This window comes from Flavobacterium sp. LHD-85 (genome assembly GCF_030929595.1).
Taxonomy (GTDB): Bacteria; Bacteroidota; Bacteroidia; order Flavobacteriales; family Flavobacteriaceae; genus Flavobacterium.
This window is the reverse complement of sequence record NZ_JAVFVR010000006.1, coordinates 59,372-83,637: the sequence shown is the minus strand read 5'-3', so window position 1 is coordinate 83,637 and position 24,266 is coordinate 59,372. Positions and strand designations below refer to the sequence as shown.

Below are 24,266 nucleotides of genomic sequence, written 5' to 3'. Positions count from 1 at the left end.
AAAAAGGCGATTGTTTTTAAACAATCGCCTTTTGGTTATAATTACTTAAAATATCAAAAAAAGTAACTATTTCTTATGAGTCAGTGTTTTAATAGCATTGACTCATTTTTTTTAGAATTTAACTTTTTTCAATTCCCATAAGGTTTTAATAAAAGTATCTACATCCTGAGTTGTGTTGTAAAATGCCAATGAAGGTCGAACCGTAGTTTCGACTCCCATTCTGCGTAAAATAGGCTGTGCACAATGATGTCCAGTTCTTACTGCAACTCCTTCTTTGTTCAAGGCCTGTCCGACCTGATCGTTTGAGTAGCCTTGAAGGTTAAAGGACAAAACGCTGGCTTTATCTTTGGCAGTTCCTATTAATCTAACACCTGGAATTTGTTTTAAAAGGTTTGTAGCATATTCCAATAAATAATGCTCGTACTGACCGATTGCTTCAATTCCCAGTTTTGTTACATAATCAATAGCGGCACCAAGACCAATGGCATCGGCAATATTTCCTGTTCCAGCTTCAAAACGATTCGGAGCTTTGTGGTATTTAATTTCCTCAAAAGTTACATCCTGAATCATGTTTCCGCCAGATTGATACGGCTGCATTTCGTTTAGTAAATCCTCTTTTCCGTATAAAGCGCCGATTCCTGTTGGACCAAATAATTTGTGTCCAGAGAAAACCAGCCAATCTGGATTTAAATGCTGAACATCTACTTTCATATGCGAAACAGACTGTGCACCATCAATCAAAACTTTTGCTCCGGCAGCGTGTGCCATTTCAACTATTTTTTTGGCAGGAGTTACAGTTCCTAGTGCATTCGAAACTTGAGTAAAAGCAACTAATCGAGTTCTCGGATTTAGTAGTTTTGCATATTCATCCAATAAAATCTGACCGTCATCATCAACAGGAATAACTCTTAGTTTCAATCCTTTTCTGTCAGCCAGACGTTTCCACGGAACAATATTCGCGTGGTGCTCTAAATTGCTCACAATGATTTCATCACCAGAATTTAAATTCTGATCTCCCCAAGTTGAAGCAACCAGATTAATTCCTTCTGTGGCGCCACGTACAAAAACAATTTCGTTTGCCGAACTGGCATTCAAAAAGGTTTTTACTTTTTCACGGGCGGCTTCATACGCATCAGACGCGCGAGCTGCTAATTCGTGTGCGGCACGATGAATATTCGAATTTTCGTGTTCGTAGAAATACGCAATTCTGTCAATAACTGATTGCGGTTTCTGCGTTGTCGCCGCATTATCAAACCAAACTAGGGGCTTTCCGTTTACAGTTTCTCTCAGAATCGGAAAATCCTTTTTTACTAATTCGGCATTAAAATGATGTCCTTTGAAAAGGTTAGTTTCTTTAGGATGAAAAGAATTTCCGACGATGACATTGTTACTTTTTCTATCAAATGCAAAAGGATTCTGCTCTAAAAAATAATACGATGTTGCCGTTTCATTTTCGTTGAACGGAAAATCTTCTCGTTTTTTAAATTGCGTATCAACAAAAGCTAATGCAGCCTGCAATTCAATTTCAAATGAAGAATTTTCTGTTTGAAAAGGCAGGTATTGATTGTTGAGAGACAATGGCGAAAAAGCAGATTCTTCATTCAGCTGCGGATTTCCATTATTCAAATTAATATCATGAAAACCGGTATGTGGATCATCCATATTTAAATCGTGGTTTTCCTGAACGCCTGAAGAACTCTTTTCGCCTTTTGGGTCAAATCCTGCCCCAGCATTTGGCGGTAAAGCGAAAGCTCCTGTGTTTTGGTAAGTGGATGCGGAAGGAGAAGCGCCAAACCCACTAAAGGAATGCTGAGTAGGTTGCACATTCGACGGAACTGCCAAAGGAATTTGATCTAATGAAGCAATATTTCCTGTTTGCAAGATTGTTTCAGCAACCTTTGTTGCACGAGGATGTTCAGCTTTGTCTGGACTCAACGAAATTTCTTTTGGAAACTCATTGGGTAGGGCTTTGAACAGCTCATTTGCCAAATGCTGCAAATCGTCGATGTTTGGTAAACCGTTGTTGTTAATATTTGTACTCATGATACTTTCCTATTTCTACATCTTCTAATACAGCTATGGCATCGTCAACCAAAATAGCCAAAGAGCAGTAAAGTGAAACTAGATAAGAAGCAATTGCTTTTTCGTTGATTCCCATAAAACGAACCGATAATCCAGGAGATTGTTCGCCTTGCAACCCCGGCTGAATTAACCCGATTACGCCTTGACGGCTTTCGCCTGTACGCAGTAAAATGATTTTAGATTTTCCGTTTTTAATTGGCAGTTTGTCTGAAGGAATAAGCGGAATTCCTCGCCAAGTTAAAAATTGAGATCCAAATAAAGAGGTAGTAGGAGGAGGAACCCCACGACGAGTACATTCACGGCCAAAAGCTGCAATGGCTAGCGGATGAAGTAAAAAGAATCCAGGTTCTTTCCAGACTTTAGTAAGCAATTCATCCAAATCATCGGGAGTTGGCGCTCCAGTTCTTGTTTTAATAATTTGAGAAGGCACCACATTGCTTAATAATCCATAATCTTTATTGTTTATTAATTCGCTTTCTTGGCGTTCTTTAATCGTTTCGATAGCCAGACGTAATTGCTCTGAAATTTGGTTGTATGGTTTGCTGTATAAGTCAGAAACACGGGTATGGACATCGACAATGGTTTGTACGGCAGCAAGATTGTATTCTCTCGGATTATCAATATAATCAACAAAAGTGTTGGGTAAAACTCTTTCGTCACGAGCAGAGCAATCTACTTCGATATGATTGGCATTTTTAACTTTGTTTAAACGAAATACGCCCGATTCTACTGGAGTCCAATGCAATAAATGGGTTAGCCATCTTGGTGTTACGGTTCCAATTTGCGGAACGGTACGAGTTGCTATTGCGAGCTGTCTTGCTGCAACATCGCCTAATGCGGTCTGTTGTGGTTTTGTTTCGGCCATTTTTTTAGTTTTAATAGGTTTATAAAATATTTTTTGATTCCTTAAAGTTATTCATAAATTTAATTCAAACAGCTCATATACAGAGAAATATCTTTCTGTTAAGTTGCAAATAAAAGTTAGAATTATGGCATTTTAGATTTGTTTTGAAATAAAAAGACCTAATAAATAAGTAACAAAAAGATGTTAGGCTTACTTTTTAGGTCTTTTAGTGCTTTCCCTAATTCGAAAAAAGTTGAATTTCTTAAAAGCTTAAATTATTTCTTAGCAGCAGCGCCCGGAATCAATTCTCCTTTTTGTTTGAATTTGCTATATTCGACAACCCCTGTTTTATCTGCCCAATCAAAATATTTCGCAGAAAGCTCATTTACAATTCCAGGATTTTGAGCTGCCACATTTGTAGTTTCCCCTCGGTCTATTTCAAGATTGTAAAGTTCCCATTCATAAGAAGGATAAATAGAAACCAGCTTCCATTTTCCTTCACGAACGGCTCTGTTTCCAGCTCTTTCCCAAAATAAAGGCACCCCACGGTTTACTTCGGAAGCATTGTCGAATAATACGGGCAACAAACTTTTACCAGCAAGCGGATTAGAATTTACACCATTTAAAGTTTTAGGATATTCAATTCCGGCCAATTCGTAAAAAGTAGGAGCAAGGTCTATAATATGCCCAGTTCCTTTATCGATTCTTCCCGCTTTAATTTTGGATGGAAACCAAGCGATAAATGGCGAGCTGAAACCACCTTCGTGCATATTGTTTTTATAATTCTGTAACGGAGTATTTGATAAATAGGCCCAGTTTTGTTCCTGATAATCAAAAGAACCAGAAGAACCTACAGGTCCGTCATTTCGAACTAAACCTCTCCCTAGCGGATTGTAAGTATTAAATCCGCCTTGAGCACCATTATCAGAAATAAAAATAATTAGTGTGTTTTTGTCTTTTTTCAGTTCTTTTAGCTTATTCAAAACTTTGCCTACGTTCTGATCCATATTGTCAACCATTGCAGCATAGACTTCCATTTTGGCTTTCCAGAATTGTTTTTCGTCATAAGTCAGTTTGCTCCATTCTGGAACTTCAGGATCTCTTGGCGAAACAGTTTGATTTGCGGGCAGGATGCCATTAGCTTTTAATTTCTCAATTCGTTTTTCTCTTAAAACATCCCAACCTTGATCAAATTTGCCTCTATATTTTGCAATATCAACTGGTTTTGCCTGTAATGGCCAATGTGGAGCTGTAAAAGCTAGATATAAAAAGAAAGGTTTATTTTCTTTGTTTTGTTCGTCTAAGAAAGTGACCGCATTATTGCCAATTTCATCTGTAAAATAATAAGAATCATCTTTTGGGTGGAGCTCTTCATTATTGCGAATTAATTTTACTGGATAAGGCGTTTTTCCAAAAGGCAAAGGTTTGGTGTCAAAGTAATTAGAAGCTCCTTTTAAGATACCATAAAATTTATCAAAACCTCTTTGGTTAGGCCATTGTGCTTGATCTTCAGAACCAACATGCCATTTTCCTGATAAAAGTGTGCTATAGCCGCCCGAACGAAAAACTTCACCTAAAGTCAGAGATTCTTTGTTTAAATAACCTTGATAAGCTGGCAAACCCAGATTGACATCAAAAAAGCCAACACCAGCTTTATGCTGATATTGTCCAGTTAATAAAGAAGCTCTTGTGGGCGCACAGATGGAATTATTGTAAAATTCGCGAAGGCGTGTTCCTTCTTTTGCCAATCGATCTAGATTTGGAGTGCTAATTTCGGAACCGTAATTTCCTAAATCTGAATATCCCATATCATCTACCATAATTAAAATAATATTTGGTTTTGATGAATTATTCTGTGCATTCGATTGGTAAAAAACAACCGTTCCAGACGCAAGAAAAGACAGTAAAATGTTTTTTAGTTTGGTATTCATGGTATTGTTTTGTTGTTAATTTTCATTGGTTTTTTATTTATTGAAAAGTAAAAAAGCAATGAAAAGGGTAATAATAATGTTGAATAATTGTGCAATTAAGAAGGCAAATAAAGGTTTCCTGCTATTGTTTTGAAGTAAATCTTTAAAATTGGTTTCTAAGCCTATACTTGTAAAAGCCAATGCAAACCAAACTCCTTGTAGGTTTTTCAGATTGTCCTTGACAGTATCTCGAACTTCTGGGCTTATAAAAAAAGAAAATAGGATAGAGGCTAAGATAAAACCGATAACAAATTTAGGGAAACGTTCCCAAATGACTTTTAAAGTCGGTTTAGATATCGCTTCAGAGGAATTGTTATGGGTGTACGTCCAATAAATTGAAATAACAAAAGCGGCTAATCCTAATAGTACATTTTGCGAAAATTTTACAATTGTACTAATTTTTAACGCTGTTTCTCCAACCAAAGTTACTGAAGCTACAACTGCACCAGAAGTATCAATGCTTCCTCCGAGCCAAGCACCAGTTACTTCTTCAGGAAAATTAAAATATTTAGCAATAATAGGCATGAAAATCATCATTGGAATTGCAGTCACCAAAACGATCGAAATTACATAGGATAATTTTTTTGAGTCCCCTTTGATCGCACCAGAAGTTGCAATCGCAGCCGAAACGCCACAGATAGAAACAGCACTTGAAATCATCATGGTTAATTCGTCATCGACTTTTAATTTCTTGCAAAGCCAGAAGGCAAAATACCAAACCGACAAAACCACTATTAAAGCCTGAATTAAACCTAGTGAACCTGCTTTTAAAATATCAGAAAAAATAACACTCGTTCCCAATAAAACCAATCCGATTTTGACAAAAAGTTCGGTTGATAAAGCAGCACGAAACCATTCTGGAAGTTTGAAGAAATTGCCAATTGCTAAACCAATTATCAAACTGAAAATCACAGCTTCTAAATTGATGGATTTTATTGCCGAATTTCCTGCCAGAATAAGTGCAATCAATGTTAAAAAATAAACAATTGGAAACGTAAATAAAAAAGATTTGACTGATTTTCCAATTAAAAAAACACCAAAAGCCCCAATAGCAATTAGATATAAAAATTGTATAAAAAGGACTTTTAGGTTTGTGAAATCAAATATATTTTTGAATAAATCGGAAGTATTTGACCAATTGAAAACGGGTATTTCTGGGAGAAATATAAAAAGCGAAATTCCAATAATAAGAAAGCCTAGAATTACTACGGTCCAATCTTCGTGAATAGTAAATTTTGCTGAGGTTGACATTGTATGTTTGTTTTCCTGCAAGGTTTCCAAAACCTTGTAGGTATTAAGTAATTATTCGAGTAGTTAAAACAAACCTACAAGGTTTTGGAAACCTTGCAGGAGTTGAGTATTTGTATTTAGATATTACAAATCAACAAAGTACTTTTGTTTTCCAAAGTCGAATTCATAATAGGTTAAATTAGGCCAAAGCGGTTTGATTAAGCCTTTTTCCCAAGTTTGTAAAGCTGTTTCTAATTCTTTTACTTTTTCAGGATTTAGTTGTGAGAGGTCTTTAGTTTCCGATTTATCTTTTGCAAGATTATAAAGCCATTTTTCATGCGTTTTTCCGCTAATGATTAATTTCCAATCGCCGCTTCGAACAGCTTTTGCATCGCCAGAACGCCAGTATAAATCTTTGTGTGCTACTTTATTTTCATTTACTGTTTTAACCAAATCAACACCATCATAAATTCTATCTTTTGGTAAATCTGAACCGATCGCCGCAGCAATGGTTGTGAAAAAATCTAAAGTGCTTACAGGCTGTTTATAAACTGTATGAGGCTTAATTTTTCCTTTCCATGAAAGTGCAAAAGGAACATTAATTCCACCTTCGAAATGAGAAAATTTTCCGCCTTTAAGTGGAGCATTTGTTGTAGCAAAAGTATAATCGGCACCGCCATTGTCACTTGCAAAAATGATTAAAGTATTGTCTTCTAATCCTTCTTTTTTGACTTTTTCGCGAATTCTTCCAATGGCATCATCCAAAGCGCTAATCATAGCAAAATAAACACGTTTGTTTTCATCTTTTACATTAGGGAAACGATCGTAGTATTTTTTACGAACCTGAAACGGCGTGTGGGGCGCATTGAACGGAATATAAAGCAAAAAAGGTTTGTTTTTATTTTTATCAATAAAAGCCTTCGCTTCATCAGCAAATTTTTCGGTTAGATAGGCTTTTTCATCAATAATTGTGGTATCTCGACGAATCTGTCCAATTCCAACTCGACCTTTACCCCAAATGGTTTTGTCGGTAAAATCTTTATGATGATGATTAATAATATCTGGATTATCATCTTCTGGAGCATAAAGCGAGAAAGCCTGATAAAATCCGTAATGATAATCGAAACCGCGATCTAAAGGAAAAAAGCCTTTGTTGTGGCCCAAATGCCATTTTCCAATTATTCCTGTGCTGTAGCCTTGTCTTTTTGCCAAATCTGCAAAAGTGATTTCCGATTTTGGAAGTCCTTGCGTTGCAATAGAAGCATCAGTTGGATAATCGATTTTGTCGTTCAATTTCCAATTGTCCGTTTCAATTAGATAATTAAAAGCATAATATTCTAAATTGTTTTTAGGATACCGATCGCCTGGCTGGTATTCATGCCCAAAACGTTCCTGATATCTTCCCGTAATTAATCCCGCTCTTGATGGCGAACAAATTGATGCCGAAGCGTAACCATCTGTAAATGTTGCACCTGATGCTGCCAACGAATCGATCTGTGGAGTTGGAATCGATTTTCCGCCGTAAAGCGAAATGTCATATTTTCCTAAATCATCTGCCAGAAGTATAATGATATTGGTCTTTTTACCAGAAATAGAATCTTTAGGTTTTGAAGCTAAAAATTCTTTTTTTCCTTCTGTCAATTTTGGATCTTCTTTGATTAAGGTTCCATAGGTATTAATTGGCCAGAATAAAAAAGCTGCAATCAGAAAAATCAGGAGAATAGGAATTAAAAACTTTTTATTGAATTTGAAGTTTGCCATGATTTTTGGGGTTTATTGATTATTTAGCTAAAGCAACATCTACTTCATTTTTCAAATCGGTTATGCCTTCTTTTTTAAAAATAATTTTCCCGTTTTCATACAAGATTAAAGTCGGAAAAACTTTTACTGTTTTTAAATCGGCAATAACCTGCGGACTGTCTTCTAGCTCAATTTCTATGATTTTTAAATTAGAACCGTATTCAGATCTGATGGTTTCCAGAATCGGTTTAACCTTTTTGCAAGGGGCACAGTATTTTGAGCCGATATCAACCAAAACTGTTTTATTTTCAGCAATAGTTTTATTGAATTCGGCTAATGATAATTTGCTTTTTAGATTAGAATAAAAAGGTTTTCCGTTTCCAATCCAATTTGCAATTCCGCCTTCTAAACTATAGGCTTCTGAAAAGCCATTTTTTAATAACTCTTTTTCTAAAGCAACACTTCTTCCAGCTCCGATCGAATAGATAAAAACAGGTTTGGACTTATCCAATTTAGCGACAGATTGGATATAGTTTTCAGATTGAAGATTAAAGTTTACAGCGCCTTCAATATGATTTAGAGCAAATTCTTCTGAAGTTCTAGCATCAACGATCTGTGGATTCTTTTGACTTTTTATTTTCGAATAAAATGAATCTAAGGATAAAGAACTGTGGTTTTCATTTTGCGAAAAAGCAGCAACTGCCCAAAAGAAGGCAATTGCTGTTATACTGGTTTTTAAGATTTGATTTTTCATCTTAAGAAGTATTAAACTTGTTCTAAAACTGGAGTCGGAGTTTCTTCTAAAGCTGCCTTAGGTTTTGACGGAAGCGATAATACTCCTTCAGCAAGAGAACTCCCTTCTTTTTTAGATTTAAAAATTGGCCAAAGAAACTGGGCGTACCATTCTTCTTGTTTGTATGATTTTGTTCCGAATGTTTTAGGATATTTACGTGTTATTAATCCGGTTCCGAAAATGATATCCCAGATAAAAAACATATTTCCAAAGTTTCCTTTAAAATGTCCAACACCGTCTCCACTTGTATCTGCATGATGCGCTTGATGTGTTGCAGGAGTAGAAATCAGTCTTTCTAAAACCCACGCTATTGGATGCAATACTCTGTATTTGTAAAAAGGTTTGTCCCACGGAATACTTGAATGTGCTCCCAAAGTGATGAAACTTTTGATTACTAAAACGAACAAAGCAGGAAGTCCTAAACCTAAATACGTTAAAGTCGCTGTCAAATAAATCTGAGAGAAGAAAACCGTATAAATAAAGTTTTGTCTAGAAGCCATCGCCATTCCCATATACGGAGCTGAATGATGTGTTCTATGAAAACGCCATAAAAATGGAACTTGATGATGCAGTCTGTGATACCAATACTGCGTTAAATCGTCGGCAATGGCGATTAAGAAAAATCCTCCCCAAAACGGAACCCATGATAATGAATTGGCCAGATTTGGCAATAAATAAGGCAACGCTGTTAAACTAAAAAAAGCAATTACAGGAGGTAAAAGCAATTTTGGAGCTAAGAAACAAACAATGTCAATTTTGCGTTCTTCGCCTGTCCATTCGTCATCATACAGTCCTGCTGCAAATTCTATAATTCCTAAAACGATCATAAATACCGTTAATCCCCAAGTTCTGATATTAGCAAAAACGGGTTGTGCAAACTCTAAAAATGAAGGCAGTGTAATATGCGATTCACTTATAGCTCCTCCGGTTAGTTTAAAATACAGATAAATTGCCACTACCGGCAATGAATAAATGAAGAAACTTATTGTTAAGTCTCTCGTTAATTTTTCTTTTTGAACTATTGCCATGATTTCTTATTTTAAAAATTGATTTACTACTGCTAATCCGCCAGCCAGAATCGCCAGCGGAACTAAAAACAAGATTATCCCCACGACAATCTTTTTTCCTATAATTTCATAATCTACTCGTTTCATAATTATTCGTTTTATGTCCTGCAAGGTTTTGAAAACCTTGTAGGTATTTGTTTTTTAGTAGAAACCTACAAGGTTTTCAAAACCTTGCAGGTTCTGTAATATTAATTGTTGGTTCCTCCAGGTTTAGTTGCCTGTTTAATCAAGTCGGAAACTGTTTTTCCTTTGTCAGCACCTGTATTATGGATTCTTCTGTTGTAAACATCCTGCCAGTCAATCAACGGATATAGATTGTTTTCTTTGGCCTGTTCGTCAAATAATTTTTGAAGTTCAGCTAGTTTTTCAGGATATTTTTTCGCCAGATTATTACGTTCGTTAAAATCTTCGTTTAGATTGTATAACTCCCAAACATCTGTATCAAAATTGCTTGGAGCTGGTTTTTCGTTGCTTCCTAAAGATTTTTTCACAGCGAAAGAATCTGGCAAATGCGCTGCAGAAGCTTTCCATCCGTCTTTATAGATTGCTCTGTTCCCGAAGATGTAGTAATACTGCACTTTGTGCAATGATTCTGCTTTCGGATTATCTAGAGAAGCTTGGAACGAAGAACCTTGAATAATATCTTGTTTTATTCCTTTGATGTATTCTGGAGCTTTAATTCCTGCAATAGCCAAAGTTGTAGGAAGCAAATCAGTTACGTGGCTGTATTGGTTTCTGATGCCGCCTTTATCTTTAATTCCGTTTGGATAAAAAACAATCAACGGATTGCGAGTTCCGCCTTCAGATTGTGCGTCTTGTTTCCAATTTTTGAAAGGTGCATTGGTTGCTTGTGCCCATCCTAAAGGATAATTGGTATTTAAACCTTTTGCCGTTCCGATTTCACCAATATTATTCAAATTGCTTTGGAAATTTTCTTCGTCTGTTTTTCCTTGAGCAAATAAACTTTGATTGATTGTTCCTTGCAGTGTTCCTTCTTTACTGGCTCCGTTGTCACCAATTGCAACAAAGATTAAAGTATTATCCAATTGTCCGCTTTGTTTTAAATAATCAACAACTCTTCCAATTTCGTAATCGGTATATGTTAGGAATCCTGCGTAAACTTCCATGAATCTAGCGTATACTTTCTTTTGGTCTGGAGTTAATTTTTTCCATTCCGTAATTAAAGCGTTACGATCTGGTAGTCCAGCATTTTGAGGAAAGATTCCTAATTTCTTTTGGTTAGCCAATACTTTTTCACGGTAAACATCCCAACCTTCATCAAATTTCCCTTTGTATGGTTCAACCCATTTTTCAGCCACTTGATGAGGTGCATGAACCGCGCCTGGTGCATAGTACAAGAAGAATGGTTTTCCAGGTGCTGCTTTTTGCTGTTTCTGAATATAACCGATCGCTTTATCTGTAATCAATTCATTCAAATGGCGTCCGTCAGGTTTAATGTGAACTTGATCTTCTACCAAATCAGGATTGTATTGATCGGTTTGCGAACCTAAGAATCCGTAGAAATGATCGAAACCTTTTCCAGTTGGCCATCTGTCAAATGGACCAGCATCTGAGGCTTCTTCATCTGGTGTAACACCATATTTTCCAACTGCAAAAGTGTTGTAGCCATTGTCACGTAAAATCTCTGCAATTGTTCCTTTATCAGAAGGAATTCTTCCGTCCCAACCCGGAAAACCAGCAGATAAAATAGTGTGCGAAAATCCGCTTACGTGAACTCTTCCTGAATTTCTTCCAGTCAATAAAGCGGCGCGAGTAGGAGCACAAATTGCTGTTGTATGGAAGTTGGTATAACGTAAACCGTTATTGGCTAGATTATCAAAAGTTGGCGTATTGATTAAACCTCCAAAAGTACTAGTAGCCCCAAATCCAACGTCATCTAAAAGAATCCAAACAATATTTGGAGCGCCTTTTGGTGCAGTTACAGGATCTGGCCAATATTCTTTAGAATCAGCCAAAGTTTTTCCGATTACTCCTTTAAATTCAGTTTTTTCCTGTGCTATTCCCAATTGTGCAATTAGGAAAGCTGTAATCAAAAGTCCTTTCTTTGGACTTTTGACAGCGATGCTATTTTTAAAATTTTTCATTGTTTTATAGTTTTTTTAGTTAAAAGGTTCTTTAATGATCTATTTTTTCAACACATAGAATCATAGCTTTTAGAGCCGATAAGAGGCGTTTCACTTATTTCAATTCACATAGCAACTATGTGTAGAGAAAGGAGTTTCTCTTTTGCATTCTTTATTAATAATTTAAAATCTATGTTTCTATGTGTTTAAATATCAGTCGGTATTAATACCCAGGATTTTGCGGCAAACCATCAGGATTGATATTTCTTTCGCTTTGCGGAATCGGATAAAGATTATTTCGTTCTGAAACCGAGTTTTTAGCCGTTACTTTTTTCACTTCGGTAACCAATGTTCCCCATCTTACTAAGTCAAACCATCTTTGCCCTTCCTGAACAAATTCTTTTTTACGCTCTTCCTGAATTGCCGCTCTAAAAGAGGTCTGATTTAATCCGACTAAATCAACCGTTGCGTCTGGAGTTGTAATCGCTTTTCCAAAAGCTCTTCTTCTCACTTGATTAATCAATTCGTATGCTTCGGGAGTTGGACCGCCTTGTTCATTTATCGCTTCCGCTAAAGACAAAAGAATGTCCGCATAACGAATTACAGGAAAGTTGATCGCTACGTTTCCAGGAGTAGCCAAATTGGATAAATCCAGATATTTTTTGAAAATTGGTTTCGGAAAAGTATATAGAGTTCCTGTTGCTGGATTAAGCAATTGTTTGGCATAACTAACATCTCTTCTTTTATCTCCTGCAGCATAGATATCGTAAAACAAAGCAACGTCTGAGATAATATCTGCTGGTTCTGTTGCGGTGAATCCAGTAAAAGAAGTGGCTTGAAAAGTACTTCCGCTAGAACCGTTTCCTGCTTGATTTGGTTCAAATTGAACCGAGAAAATATGCTCTTTTCCGTTCTTTTTTGTTTTAGTGAAAATATCTTGAAAATCTTCAAACAAAGCATATCCGTAACCGCCATTAATTACTTCTCTCGATTTTGCGATAGCATTTGGCCAGTCTTTTCTAGTTAGATATACTTTTGCTAAAATCGCTTTTGCAGCTCCCGATGTAGCGCGTCCAGCATCAGTTGCTGTATATGTTTTAGGAAGGGCTTCAGCATCTGTCAAATCTTTTATGATTTGATTGTAAACTTCGTCAACTGTAGAACGATTTGTTTTTAAATCTCCCAAATTGATTGAAGTCGCTTCGTGCAAAACAATCGGAACTCCGCCCCAAAGACGAACTGCCTGAAAGTATAATAAGCCTCTAATAAATTTAGCTTCATTAATTAGTCTAGTTTTAATAATATCTGAACCTGATACTTTCGGAATATTATCAATAGAAACATTGGCTCTATTGATTCCGTTATAGATTTGTCTCCAAGCCACTTGAACACGATCTGACGTAGCATCATGCGTTAAACTGCTCAAAGCTCTAACTTGCGGATTGGTTGCCGAAACTCCTGCCGCCGCATAATCTGAAGCCATATCGGTTAAGAAATAAAGGTTTCTTCCAAACAAACTCTGCTCGCCTGGATCAAGACTTAAGGAAGCATAAACAGCAGTTACACTTGCAGTAGCATCATCTTGAGTGACAAAATAATTGTCTTCGGTTACAAAAGAGGTAGGTGTTACCTCTAGATCAGCGCACGATGCCAATAGGCCGGCACTTAAAAGGAATGTTATAATGATCTTTTTCATTTTGATATTTTTTTACTTAGAAAGTTACGTTCAAGCCCGAGATGAATGTTTTGGAGTTTGGATAAGAGCCAAAATCAATTCCCGGATATAAGTTGTTTTGTTCGTATGAACTTACCTCTGGATCGTAGCCAGTGTATTTTGTCCATGTAATTAAGTTTTCTGCTGAGATATAGACTTTTACGCTTTTTGTTCCCAGTTTTTTAGAAACGCTTTTAGGTAAAGTGTATCCTAATGTGATTAATTTTAATCTGAGGAAAGAAGCATCTTCTACATAGCGTTCAGAAACAATTCCTAGTGGTGAACTAGAAGCTCTCGGAATTTCGTTACTCGGATTTGTCGGTGTCCAGCGGTCATTTAAAGTTGCAGCCGCATTGGTTCCAAGTGTAGAAATTTCTAACTGCTGGTTTAAAGCATTAAAGATTTTTCCGCCGTATGCTCCTTGAAAAGAGAAATTCAAATCAAAATCATTGTATGAAATCGTGTTACTGAAACTTCCAACAAATTTTGGCTGAGAAGTGCCTAGATTTCCTTTGTCAAGAGCTGTAATTACGCCATCTCCGTTTGTGTCGACATATTTTCTGTCTCCAACTTTTGTGTTGGCCAAACTGTTAATTTTTGGCTGAGTATTAACTTCTTCCTGAGTTTGGAAAATTCCGTTGGTTCTATATCCCCAAAAAGTCCCTAAAGGCAATCCTACTTTTACAATTACGGGTTGTTGCTGTAGTAAAGATCCGTTTGGCACTACAGGAAAAAACTCGTTTACACCATTTCCGATTTCGGTAACTTTATTTCTGTTTAAAGAAAATACGATGTTCGAATTCCATGCAAAGTTTTTTGTTTTTATGTTTTCAGTTGTTAAACCAACTTCAAAACCTTTATTTTCAACTCCACCAATGTTTTGAAGAACTGTTGCATAACCCGAGCTCAATGGTACAGGAACGTTGATTAATAAATCTTTGGTCTTTTTGTAATAAACATCAAAAACAAAATTGATTTTTCGGTCTAATAATGATAAATCCAATCCTACGTTATACTGATTTGTTTTTTCCCATTTCAAATCTGGATTTGCCAATCGGGTAGGAGCTAAACCTGTGTATAATGTTCCTCCAAAAGAATAGTTTACAGATCCCATTGAAGCTAACGGAAGATAATTCCCAATTTCTTGATTTCCTGTGGTTCCTGCTGTAATTCTCAGTTTAGCTTCTGTCACACCTTTAATATTATTTGCGAATTCTTCATCAGTAATATTCCAAGAAAATCCTGCAGAAGGAAAATAACCCCAAAGCGATTCTGAACCAAATCTTGAAGAACCGTCTGCACGTCCAGAAAGTGTAAAGTTGTATTTTCCTTTATAAGAATAATTTATTCTCGCAAGCCAAGATTTCAGAACACTTTCATAAGCGTCACTATATGGTTTTACAGGAACACCATCTTGAATGGCATTGTACGTATTGGCATCATTAACAAAAGTCTGCGCTCCAGCATTTACAACTTCGCCTTTTGTATATTGAAGGGTGTAACCTCCTAAAGCAGAAAACTTATGATCTTCGCCAAAATGAGTATTATAATTCAGCGTATTTTCATTCAGAACAGAACTTACCAATCTTTCTCCAATAGAAGCCAAACCTTTTGTTCCCGCACCTGTAGTAGTGTTTGAAGGCGCGTAATAATTTTGTTTTGTATTTAAAACATCACCGCTTACAGCTACTTTTGCGGTCAATTCTTTATTGAATTTATACTCGCCAAATAAACTAGTTAGAATTCTATTTAATTTGGTTTCGTTGGTTGTGTTATCCAAATCGTTAATGGGATTCGGAACATAACCATTTACAGAAGTTGCATATGGATTATTTGTTACATTGTAACTGCCATCTGCATTTTTGATTGGAACAACTGGAGCAGTTAAAACAACGCTAACCAATGGATTTGGGTTCCTTCCAGCTCCCGCGCCGCCATTTGTGCCCACACCATTTGCAATCGAGTTGGTATAATTGGCATTTACCCCAAATTTGAATTTCTGAGAATAGTTTCTTTCATAGTTGGCTCGAAGAGAAATACGTTTAAAATCAGATCCTAAAACAATACCATCTTGGTCAAAATATCCTGCAGAAACTGCATATCTTGATTTTTCGTCACCGCCTGAAAAAGATAAATTATGGTTTTGAACAGGTGCTGCAGTTACAAATGCTGCCGATTGCCAATCATAATTTCCAGAAGTTTTTAAAGCTTCAATTTGTTCAGGAGAGAAAGAAGGAGCTTGGCCAATACTTGCCTGAACATCATTTCTTAAACTTGCCCATTCGCTGGCATTCATTAATCTCAATTTCTTTGAAATATTCTGGAATCCAAAATAACCTTGGTACGAGATATTATCTTGACCTTTTGTTCCTTTTTTAGTCGTAATAATTACAACCCCATTTGCACCTCGAGAGCCATAAATCGCTGTTGCCGAAGCATCTTTTAGAACTTCAATAGATTCTATATCAGCAGGATTAATGGTTGAAAGAACGTTTACGGTTGCCCCAGCATAAGTTACTCCAGCGCCACTATTGCTATTATCGTTGTAAATTAAAATTCCGTCAACAACATAAAGCGGTTCGTTACCAGCAGTAATAGAGTTTCCTCCACGAATGCGAACACTTGAAGAAGCACCCGGACGACCTGAACTTTGTGTAACTACAACTCCCGCTACAGCGCCTCTTAAAAGATTATCTGCCGAAGAAGTTACTTGAGATAAATTGGCTTTTGGAACCGAAGCTACAGATCCTGTAATATCTTTTCTCTTTTGAGTTCCATAACCCACAACTACCAATTCGTCTAGTTCTTGGCGCTCTTCTTTAAGATTAATAATAACTGGATTTTTCTCAACAATGATTTCCAGTTTTTTATATCCAATGTAACTTACGATCAATGTGTAGGGAAATTTCTGCCCCGTTTGAAAGTAAAATTTTCCTTCTGCATCCGTAACAACACCATGAGTTGTTCCTTTAATGGTTACAGAAGCACCTATAATGGGCTGATTTGTAATATCATCTACAACGGTTCCGTCTAGTTTAGATTGAATGAGCGGGGTGGTATTCTGGGCTTGTATTCCTGCCGTTATGAAGAGTAGAAACAGCAGTATGTGTATGTTTAACTTTTTTTTCATTTCTTTGTGTTGGTTTTAAGTAATTAACAAGACGCCCTGAGCACTGTTAATACAGCACTCTAAAAAGTGTTCTTGATTTAGTGATAAATGTTCTTTAAGCCGTGCCATTTCTGTTGCCGCAGAAATGGCTTTTTTTATTTACAGCAACAGCTTTGCATTGTTTTCATTTTAGTTTTTTAATTGTTAGTTATTTATTTAATTATTTGAATAATAGAAACAGTTTCAAGAATCTGACCCCAATGCAAATAATGCATCGGAAGAGATCTTTGGTTAAATTCAGTAAATATTTTTGGTGGTGATTTTAAAAGATTTGCTTCGATATGAAATCTAAAGGCAAACAAAATAAGTAGGTAATTAACAACAGATACACATATAACAAATAGTGCTATAAGTGTAATTTTTACGAAGATTGTAACGCGATATGCTCTCTGTTGTTTTCACAATAATAGTTTTTAAGGTTTGAAATATTATTTTAAACTCTACTAATCCTATAGACAAAGTTAAATTTTATATAATAAAAACCAAAAGTTTGTGGAGTTTTTTTTGAAAAATATCCTTCAAGAAGAGCTTTAGGAGATAATAATTTTTTGTTAGTGCCTTATTTTAATGGGATTTCCCAGATATTTAACATTCGTGAAAATGTTAAAATAAATTTCATGAAAACGCTGAAATTGTAGTATTTATACTTATGTTTTTTGCTTTTTAAATTCTTAACTAATTAGAATTGTGATAGAAGATATATCAAAAACAGCTGTTTTTAGATTTCGTTTAAAATTTTATTGTAAAAATGATAAGCTTTTTGAAGGTCAATTTATTGCATAATTGAAAATGTAAAAATGAGCCGCATTTTTTAAAAATGTAGGTGTGCTTGTGCTGTAATTGGCATGTACAAGTAGCCCCAAACTTCTTCACTCATAAAGCTTCAAATATTGCTATTTAGGATGCTTTTTTTAAATAAGATAAAAATGTCTTTAATATGATATATATCATTTTTACTGAGAAAAGGAGGAGGTAATTTTGCTCATAATAATAGATTAAAGGTCTCTATGCTTAATTAGTAATCAATAAAAAGGTTTATGAGTAATTTATCCCAATCTCACAAAATTTTATTCCTTAATACACTTGCTTTTACAATGTGTTTTGCCTGTTGGACATTAAACGGAGTTTTGGTGACTTTTTTAGTAGATAAAGGGATTTTTAATTTTACAGTTATCGAAACGGGCTGGCTTTTAGGAATTCCAATTCTTTCAGGTTCAATATTCAGATTGCCAATTGGAATTTTGACAGATAAATACGGTGGTAAAATTATTTTTTCAGCCTTGCTTTTATTATGTTCAGTTCCGCTTTTTTTACTGCCTTTTGCAAATTCATTTTGGAGTTTTGCAGTTTTAAGTTTTCTCTTTGGCTTAGTCGGAACCAGTTTTGCTGTTGGAATTGGATATACCTCAATTTGGTATCCAAAAGAATGGCAGGGAAGAGCTTTAGGGATTTTCGGAATGGGAAACGCTGGTGCAGCCATTACCACTTTTCTCGCGCCAACTTTATTAAATGCTTTATCTGCAAAAGATCCAGTAAATGGCTGGAAAATGCTTCCTGTAATTTATGCCTTTACGTTGGTAATAATAGGAATCCTTTTTATTGTTTTTGCAAAAAATAAAACCAACCCCGGAGTTTCAAAAACAATTCCAGAATTAATGTCTCCGCTTAAAAATGTAAGAGTTTGGCGTTTTGGTGCTTACTACTTTTTAGTCTTCGGTTTTTTTGTGGCGTACTCACAATGGCTGCTTCCCAATTTTATGAATGTTTACAGCACAACATTAGTCATGGGCGGAATGTTTGCAACTATGTTTAGTCTGCCATCTGGTGTAATCAGAGCTTTTGGTGGCTATCTCTCGGATAAATTTGGAGCCCGTAAAGTTATGTATTGGGTTTTAGGATCTTCAATAGTAATAAGCTTTTTATTAATGTTTCCAAAAATGGAAATTTTCACAGCTGGTCCTGGCGTAATGGCAAACAATAATGGTATTGTAACAGAGGTTTCGGCTGATAAAATTGTGATAAATGGAAAAACTCATCTTGTCCATAAGAAAGAAATAATACAGGATCATGACAATTCTATTTTTCCAGAAAAAAATTCATGGCAGGAAATTATTGTAAAACAAAATCAGGAAGTTAAAAAGAAAGAATTGCTGGCGCAGGGAGTTACACAAATAAAATTTAGCGCCAATATCTGGGTTTATTTGGTTTTAGTAATTCTGATAGGGATTTCATGGGGAATTGGAAAAGCCGCAGTTTATAAACATATTCCTGAATACTTCCCAAATGAAGTTGGAGTTGTGGGTGGAATGGTTGGTTTAATTGGTGGTTTGGGAGGATTCTTCGGACCGATCATTTTTGGTTACCTACTCGATTATACGGGGTTGTGGACAAGTTCTTGGATCTTCATTTTTATAGTTTCGGTGTTATGCCTTCTTTGGATGCACAGAACAATAATAAGCGCAATGCGAAGCAAATCACCTGACTTTACAAGAGAAATAGAAGAAATAAATTAAATAAAATAAATTATGAAAACTTGGTTAGACAAATGGGAACCGGAAGATGAAGTGTTTTGGAACTCTGGCGGAAGTAAAATAGCATGGAGAACATTAATAATAACAACATTAACATTGATCTTATCATTTGCCTCTTGGTTTATGATGAGCGTTATAGCGGTTAAATTGCTAGGATTAGGATTTAGTTTCTCTAAAGATCAGCTTTTTTGGCTAACAGCAATTCCGGGTTTGGCTGCTGGTATTTTAAGAATCGTACATACTTTTATATTACCAATATATGGAACACGTCATGTGATTTCAGTGGCAACCGCAATTAAATTAATTCCCGTAATTGGAATTGGTTTTGCTATTATGAATGTAAATACACCTTTTTGGGTTTTTGCTTTACTTGCATTTGCAACAGGTTTTGGAGGAGGCGATTTTTCATCTTACATGCCAAGCACAAACCTGTTTTTTCCAAAAAGATTAAAAGGAACCGCACTTGGAATTCAGGCCGGAATAGGAAATTTTGGAGTTTCAATAGCACAGTTTGTAACGCCGCTTATTATAAGTGTCGGAATTTATGGTACGGCCGCAGTATTTACAAGTATTGATTCTAAAGAAGCCGTAACAGTTTTTCAAAACGTTGCCATAGAAAAACAAAAAGAAGTTTTTGCATCACTTGATGGAGAAATACAAAAAAAAATACTTTCTAACGTAAAACAAAACGTAGTTGATTCTGTAAGTACAGCAGTTAAATCTACAGATAAAACAATAGTTTTTGTTTCGCTGCCCGTAAAAGCAAAAGCAAAAGCAATTGCCAATGCAAATCCAAAACTGGCAGAAAAAATACTGAATAAAATTAGTCCAGAAAATACAGCGGTTAAAAATACACCAATCTACTTACAGTCTGCTGCATTTTGGTTTGCTCCTTTTTTGATTCTTTTAGCTATTATAAGTTGGTTTTATTTGCGAAGCATACCAATGAAAGCATCAATAAAAGAGCAGATGGATATATTTTCGAATAAACATACATGGTATTGCACTATTACATATCTAATGACTTTTGGAACTTTTGCAGGATTATCTGCTACTTTTCCTTTAATGATTAAGTTTTTATACGGAGATTTTCCAAATGCGCCAGATCCTTTGGTTTATGCTTTTTACGGACCTTTAATTGGTTCAGCCAGTAGGGTTGCTTTTGGTTTTGTGGCAGATAAAGTTGGAGGAGCAATACTAACAACCATAACAGGTTTAGGAATTTTAGCTGGTTCGGTAATTTTAGTGACGCAGGGATTAGTGGCACCAACAAGCTTAGATCAATTTCCTCTTTTTGTTGCCGTAATTCTAGGGATGTTCTTTTTTACAGGAATTGGAAACGCAGGTACATTTCGACAATACCCAATTATTTTTGCCGAAAATCAGCGTCAGGCAGCTGGTGTAATTGGGTGGACCGCTGCAATTGCTGCATTTGGACCATTTATCTTTTCAAAATTAATAGGTAACAATATTTCGGCTAATGGCACTGTAAATAATTTTTTTATTGGTCTTACTGTCTTTACTATAATCGCTACAGGTATTAATTGGTGGTTCTACAATCGTAAGAATTGCGAAAAACCGAGTTAAAGGAGTTATTATTAAATTAAAAATGAAGAATGAAAAATAAAACGTATAATAGCAAAGCCTTACTTGTTGCAACACTAGTATCTATACTTACAATTATACTTGTGTTTTATGGTTCAAGGCAATTACAAAACTTTGACGCTGCATTGGTTACTTATTTATTCGGAACCGTTTTTGCCTTTTTTGGAATAGTGTATCGTTATACCATTTGGCTGCAAAGACCGCCAACTTGGATGTACTTTAAAAGAAGTTTAAAATTTCTTTTTACAGGAAAAATAATTTCTCATTTGTGGTTTCTGGGAAAAGAATCAGTACAGAATATTGTCGTTCAGAAGTTTATTTATCCTAGAAGTAAATGGCGCTGGTTTGCCCATTTTTGTATTGCCCTAGGATGTATATCAGCTTTTGCCATAACAATTCCGCTTACATTTGGATGGATACATTTTACATTGGCTCCTAATTCTATTTCGATTTACGAAGCACATTTTTTCGGATTTAAAATGATGGATTTTGAAATAGGATCGTTTCTTGCATTCTTAATATTTCATGCCTTAAACTGGTCTTCATGGCTTGTAATTATTGGATCGGTTTATTATTTGAGAAGAAGATTAACCAATCCTGGGTTAATTGCTACGCAGACTTTTGAAGGTGATTTATTGCCTTTGATTTTATTAATCGCAATTTCTGTAACAGGATTATGTTTGACCTATTCCTATCAATTCATGAAAGGTTTTGCATATGATTTCTTGGCCGTAATTCACGCCGTAACTGTAATCATGTTTTTGATTTGGATTCCATTTGGAAAATTCTTTCATATTATTCAGCGTCCGGCGCAAATTGGGGCGCATATTTATAAAAAAGAAGGCATCAAGCAAGGAATGGCAGTCTGTCCGCACACAGGAGAAGAATTTGCAACTAAGCTTCATATCAACGATTTAAAAATCGTAACCAAAGAGTTGGGTTTTGATTTTACTCACGAAGACGGAACTTCTCACTTAGATTTAAGTCCAGAAGGTAAAAGATCACGTTTAGCGCAAGCACATTTAAAAGCCAGATTGGAAGGCGGAAATTTATTTGGATAATTTAAAAAGTTTCAGGTTTAAAGTTTCAAGTTCCAGACTGAACGTAAAACCTGAAGACAAAATTTATAAAAGTTTCAAATTTGAGTTTTCAAGTTCCGCACAGAACTTGAAACTTAAAACCTGAAACAAAAAAACACAAAAGCATGGCAAAACTACCAGTAGCAATAGAGAAAATAATAGATGATTTTGGACCGCATTTAAATTACGCGCCGTTAGATGGTTATGCTGGACGAGACGAACCAGATAACGTTGTAAAAACACATTGCTGTTTTTGCGGAATGCAATGCGGGATTCAGTTATTAGTGAAAGAAAATAAAGTCGTAGGTTTTGAACCTTGGATGGAATTTCCGTTTAACGAAGGTCGTTTGTGCCCAAAAGGAGTTCAAAGATATTTGCAGAATAATCATCCAGACCGACTTTTGCATCCGATTCAAAGAGTGGAAGGAAAAGGTTTTGAAAAAGTTTCATGGGATGATGCGATGGATAAAACCATTTCTGAAATAAAAAGAATTCAGGAAAAGTACGGGAAGCATGCTTTTTCGATGTTATCTGGAGTTTCTTTAACCAATGAAAAAAGTTATTTAGTTGGAAAATTTGCCCGTGTTGCTTTAAAAACAAGAAACCTCGATTACAACGGAAGACTTTGTATGGTTAGCGCCGGAGCTGGAAATAAAAAGGCATTTGGTTTAGATCGTGCTTCAAACAATTATTCTGATTTAGAATATGCTGAAGTTATTATCGTAACAGGAGCCAACATCAGTGAAACATTTCCAACCCTGACACATTGGATTTGGAAAGCTAGAGACCGTGGTGCAAAATTGATTGTTATTGATCCAAGAATGATTCCGCTGGCTAGAACTGCCGATATTCATCTCGATGTAAAACCCGGAACAGATTCTGCTTTATACGGTGCAATGCTCAAATATCTGGTAGATCATGATATGCTTGATCATGATTTTATCGATAATTATACATCAGGATTTCAGGAAACAATTGATGCCGTTAAAGATTATACTTTAGAATGGGCAGAAGAAATTACAGGAATTGACAAAGAAAAAATAAAAGCGGCTGCCGAGTTGTGGGGAAAAGCGAAAACAAGCTTTTTATTGCACGCCAGAGGAATTGAACATCATTCAAAAGGTGTTGATAATGTAGTAGGATGTATTAATCTTGTTTTAGCAACAGGAAGAATTGGAAAACCTTATTGCGGTTACGGAACCATTACTGGACAAGGAAATGGTCAGGGTGGAAGGGAGCACGGTCATAAATGCGATCAATTGCCGGGAAACAGAGATATTGAAAATCCAGAACACAGAAAATACATATCAGAAGTTTGGGGAATCGACGAAAAAGATTTACCTGGAAAAGGACTTACTGCTTATGAAATTATAGAAGCCATTCATAGCGGAGAGATCAAAGGATTGATTTCGATTTGTTTCAATCCGCTGGTTTCGCTTCCAAATAATAATTATGTACGTTCGGCATTAGAAAAATTAGAATTTTACGTTTGTATCGATTTCTTCTTGAATGAAACGGCCCGTCATGCCGATATTGTTTTGGCAGGATCTTTACAGGAAGAAGAAGAAGGAACAACAACATCTGCAGAAGGAAGAGTAATTAGAATCAGACAAGCGGTTACGCCTCCGGGAGAAGCCAGAACAGATACTTCAATTTTATTAGAAATTGCGAAAAGACTAGGTGAAGAAGATAAATTCACTTACGATAATAGCGAAGAAATCTTCAACGAATTGCGCGTCGCTTCAAAAGGCGGAACAGCAGATTATTTCGGAATTACGTATAAAAAAGTAGAAGATAATATGGGGGTTTTCTGGCCTTGTCCAACAGAAGATCACCCGGGAACGCCAAGACTTTGGGAAGATAAAAAGTTTAAAACCCCAGACGGAAAAGCGCATTTTAATCCCGCGCCCTATAAACTTCCGGGTGAAGTTACCGATGAAGAATATCCAATAACATTAACAACAGGCCGTGTGGTTTCGCAATATTTAAGCGGAACGCAAACCCGTAGAATTGGAAAACTGGTAGATCAGTTTCCGGAACCAATGGTAGAAATTCATCCGGAATTAGCTTCGAAATACGGAATCAAACAAAGAGAATTAGTTCGAGTAGCAACAAGAAGAGGAGAAGGAATTTTTCCTGCCAATATTGTAGAAACGATTCGAAAAGATACTGTTTTTATTCCTTATCACTGGCCGGGAAAGAAATCTGCCAATCAATTGACACCTGGAACTTTAGATCCAATTTCTAAAATACCAGAGTTTAAAGTTTGTGCTTGTTTATTAGAACCGCAGGGAAAAATAGCGCCACCTGCTAAAGAATCTGACGCTTATGCAAGTATTTAATCTATAAAAAAGTGAA

The 24,266-nt window shown here is 35.9% G+C and carries 14 protein-coding genes; 4 read left to right on the top strand and 10 right to left on the bottom strand.

The features are described 5' to 3' along the window. Positions 1-111 precede the first annotated feature (111 nt). The 10 genes from RB618_RS12040 to RB618_RS11995 form a co-directional block, all read right to left on the bottom strand. Complete coding sequence (locus RB618_RS12040) at positions 112-2,043, bottom strand: family 2A encapsulin nanocompartment cargo protein cysteine desulfurase (RefSeq protein ID WP_308068940.1); 1,932 nt, start codon at positions 2,041-2,043, stop codon at positions 112-114. After that, complete coding sequence (locus RB618_RS12035) at positions 2,027-2,947, bottom strand: family 2A encapsulin nanocompartment shell protein (protein ID WP_111285461.1); 921 nt, start codon at positions 2,945-2,947, stop codon at positions 2,027-2,029. Before RB618_RS12035 ends, RB618_RS12040 begins: the two co-directional genes overlap by 17 nt. Before the next feature lie 254 nt (positions 2,948-3,201). Then, the gene (locus RB618_RS12030) at positions 3,202-4,857 is read right to left on the bottom strand and encodes an arylsulfatase (protein WP_308068939.1); all 1,656 of its coding nucleotides are present in this window, start codon (positions 4,855-4,857) and stop codon (positions 3,202-3,204) included. A 33-nt stretch (positions 4,858-4,890) separates the two neighbouring features. Continuing rightward, complete coding sequence (locus tag RB618_RS12025) at positions 4,891-6,147, bottom strand: putative sulfate exporter family transporter (RefSeq protein WP_308068938.1); 1,257 nt, start codon at positions 6,145-6,147, stop codon at positions 4,891-4,893. A gap of 123 nt (positions 6,148-6,270) precedes the next feature. Beyond that, positions 6,271-7,887 (bottom strand): sulfatase-like hydrolase/transferase, encoded by a 1,617-nt coding sequence (locus tag RB618_RS12020; protein WP_308068937.1) that lies wholly within the window; start codon positions 7,885-7,887, stop codon positions 6,271-6,273. A gap of 19 nt (positions 7,888-7,906) precedes the next feature. After that, positions 7,907-8,620 carry a thioredoxin domain-containing protein gene (locus RB618_RS12015; protein ID WP_308068936.1) on the bottom strand — a complete coding sequence of 238 codons (714 nt, stop codon included), beginning with the start codon at positions 8,618-8,620 and terminating at the stop codon, positions 7,907-7,909. 11 nt (positions 8,621-8,631) lie between these two features. After that, a complete protein-coding gene (locus tag RB618_RS12010; RefSeq protein ID WP_308068935.1) occupies positions 8,632-9,687 on the bottom strand; it encodes a sterol desaturase family protein in 1,056 nt (351 codons plus the stop codon). A 227-nt stretch (positions 9,688-9,914) separates the two neighbouring features. Beyond that, the gene (locus RB618_RS12005) at positions 9,915-11,831 is read right to left on the bottom strand and encodes an arylsulfatase (protein ID WP_308068934.1); all 1,917 of its coding nucleotides are present in this window, start codon (positions 11,829-11,831) and stop codon (positions 9,915-9,917) included. A 202-nt stretch (positions 11,832-12,033) separates the two neighbouring features. Then, on the bottom strand, positions 12,034-13,506 hold the full coding sequence (locus tag RB618_RS12000; protein ID WP_308068933.1) for a RagB/SusD family nutrient uptake outer membrane protein: 1,473 nt from the start codon (positions 13,504-13,506) through the stop codon (positions 12,034-12,036). Positions 13,507-13,522: 16 nt separating this feature from the next. Then, a complete protein-coding gene (locus tag RB618_RS11995; protein WP_308068932.1) occupies positions 13,523-16,654 on the bottom strand; it encodes a TonB-dependent receptor in 3,132 nt (1,043 codons plus the stop codon). A gap of 1,076 nt (positions 16,655-17,730) precedes the next feature. On the opposite strand from RB618_RS11995, the gene RB618_RS11990 reads away from it, so the two are divergent. The 4 genes from RB618_RS11990 to RB618_RS11975 all read left to right on the top strand — a co-directional run bounded on the left by RB618_RS11990 (position 17,731) and on the right by RB618_RS11975 (position 24,250). Further along, a complete protein-coding gene (locus tag RB618_RS11990; protein WP_308068931.1) occupies positions 17,731-19,206 on the top strand; it encodes an MFS transporter in 1,476 nt (491 codons plus the stop codon). 12 nt (positions 19,207-19,218) lie between these two features. Then, the gene (locus tag RB618_RS11985) at positions 19,219-20,811 is read left to right on the top strand and encodes a magnesium transporter MgtE N-terminal domain-containing protein (protein ID WP_308068930.1); all 1,593 of its coding nucleotides are present in this window, start codon (positions 19,219-19,221) and stop codon (positions 20,809-20,811) included. Positions 20,812-20,840: 29 nt separating this feature from the next. Continuing rightward, positions 20,841-21,890, top strand: a complete 1,050-nt coding sequence (locus tag RB618_RS11980; RefSeq protein ID WP_308068929.1) for an MFS transporter — start codon at positions 20,841-20,843, stop codon at positions 21,888-21,890. 143 nt (positions 21,891-22,033) lie between these two features. After that, positions 22,034-24,250, top strand: a complete 2,217-nt coding sequence (locus tag RB618_RS11975) for a molybdopterin oxidoreductase family protein (protein ID WP_308068928.1) — start codon at positions 22,034-22,036, stop codon at positions 24,248-24,250. Positions 24,251-24,266: the final 16 nt, after the last annotated feature.

Bases quoted from the DNA above. Each gene is read 5' to 3' on its own strand.
- RB618_RS12040 (WP_308068940.1), bottom strand. From the start codon at position 2,043: ATGAGTACAAATATTAACAACAACGGTTTACCAAACATCGACGATTTG.
- RB618_RS12035 (WP_111285461.1), bottom strand. From the start codon at position 2,947: ATGGCCGAAACAAAACCACAACAGACCGCATTAGGCGATGTTGCAGCA.
- RB618_RS12030 (WP_308068939.1), bottom strand. From the start codon at position 4,857: ATGAATACCAAACTAAAAAACATTTTACTGTCTTTTCTTGCGTCTGGA.
- RB618_RS12025 (WP_308068938.1), bottom strand. From the start codon at position 6,147: ATGTCAACCTCAGCAAAATTTACTATTCACGAAGATTGGACCGTAGTA.
- RB618_RS12020 (WP_308068937.1), bottom strand. From the start codon at position 7,887: ATGGCAAACTTCAAATTCAATAAAAAGTTTTTAATTCCTATTCTCCTG.
- RB618_RS12015 (WP_308068936.1), bottom strand. From the start codon at position 8,620: ATGAAAAATCAAATCTTAAAAACCAGTATAACAGCAATTGCCTTCTTT.
- RB618_RS12010 (WP_308068935.1), bottom strand. From the start codon at position 9,687: ATGGCAATAGTTCAAAAAGAAAAATTAACGAGAGACTTAACAATAAGT.
- RB618_RS12005 (WP_308068934.1), bottom strand. From the start codon at position 11,831: ATGAAAAATTTTAAAAATAGCATCGCTGTCAAAAGTCCAAAGAAAGGA.
- RB618_RS12000 (WP_308068933.1), bottom strand. From the start codon at position 13,506: ATGAAAAAGATCATTATAACATTCCTTTTAAGTGCCGGCCTATTGGCA.
- RB618_RS11995 (WP_308068932.1), bottom strand. From the start codon at position 16,654: ATGAAAAAAAAGTTAAACATACACATACTGCTGTTTCTACTCTTCATA.
- RB618_RS11990 (WP_308068931.1), top strand. From the start codon at position 17,731: ATGAGTAATTTATCCCAATCTCACAAAATTTTATTCCTTAATACACTT.
- RB618_RS11985 (WP_308068930.1), top strand. From the start codon at position 19,219: ATGAAAACTTGGTTAGACAAATGGGAACCGGAAGATGAAGTGTTTTGG.
- RB618_RS11980 (WP_308068929.1), top strand. From the start codon at position 20,841: ATGAAAAATAAAACGTATAATAGCAAAGCCTTACTTGTTGCAACACTA.
- RB618_RS11975 (WP_308068928.1), top strand. From the start codon at position 22,034: ATGGCAAAACTACCAGTAGCAATAGAGAAAATAATAGATGATTTTGGA.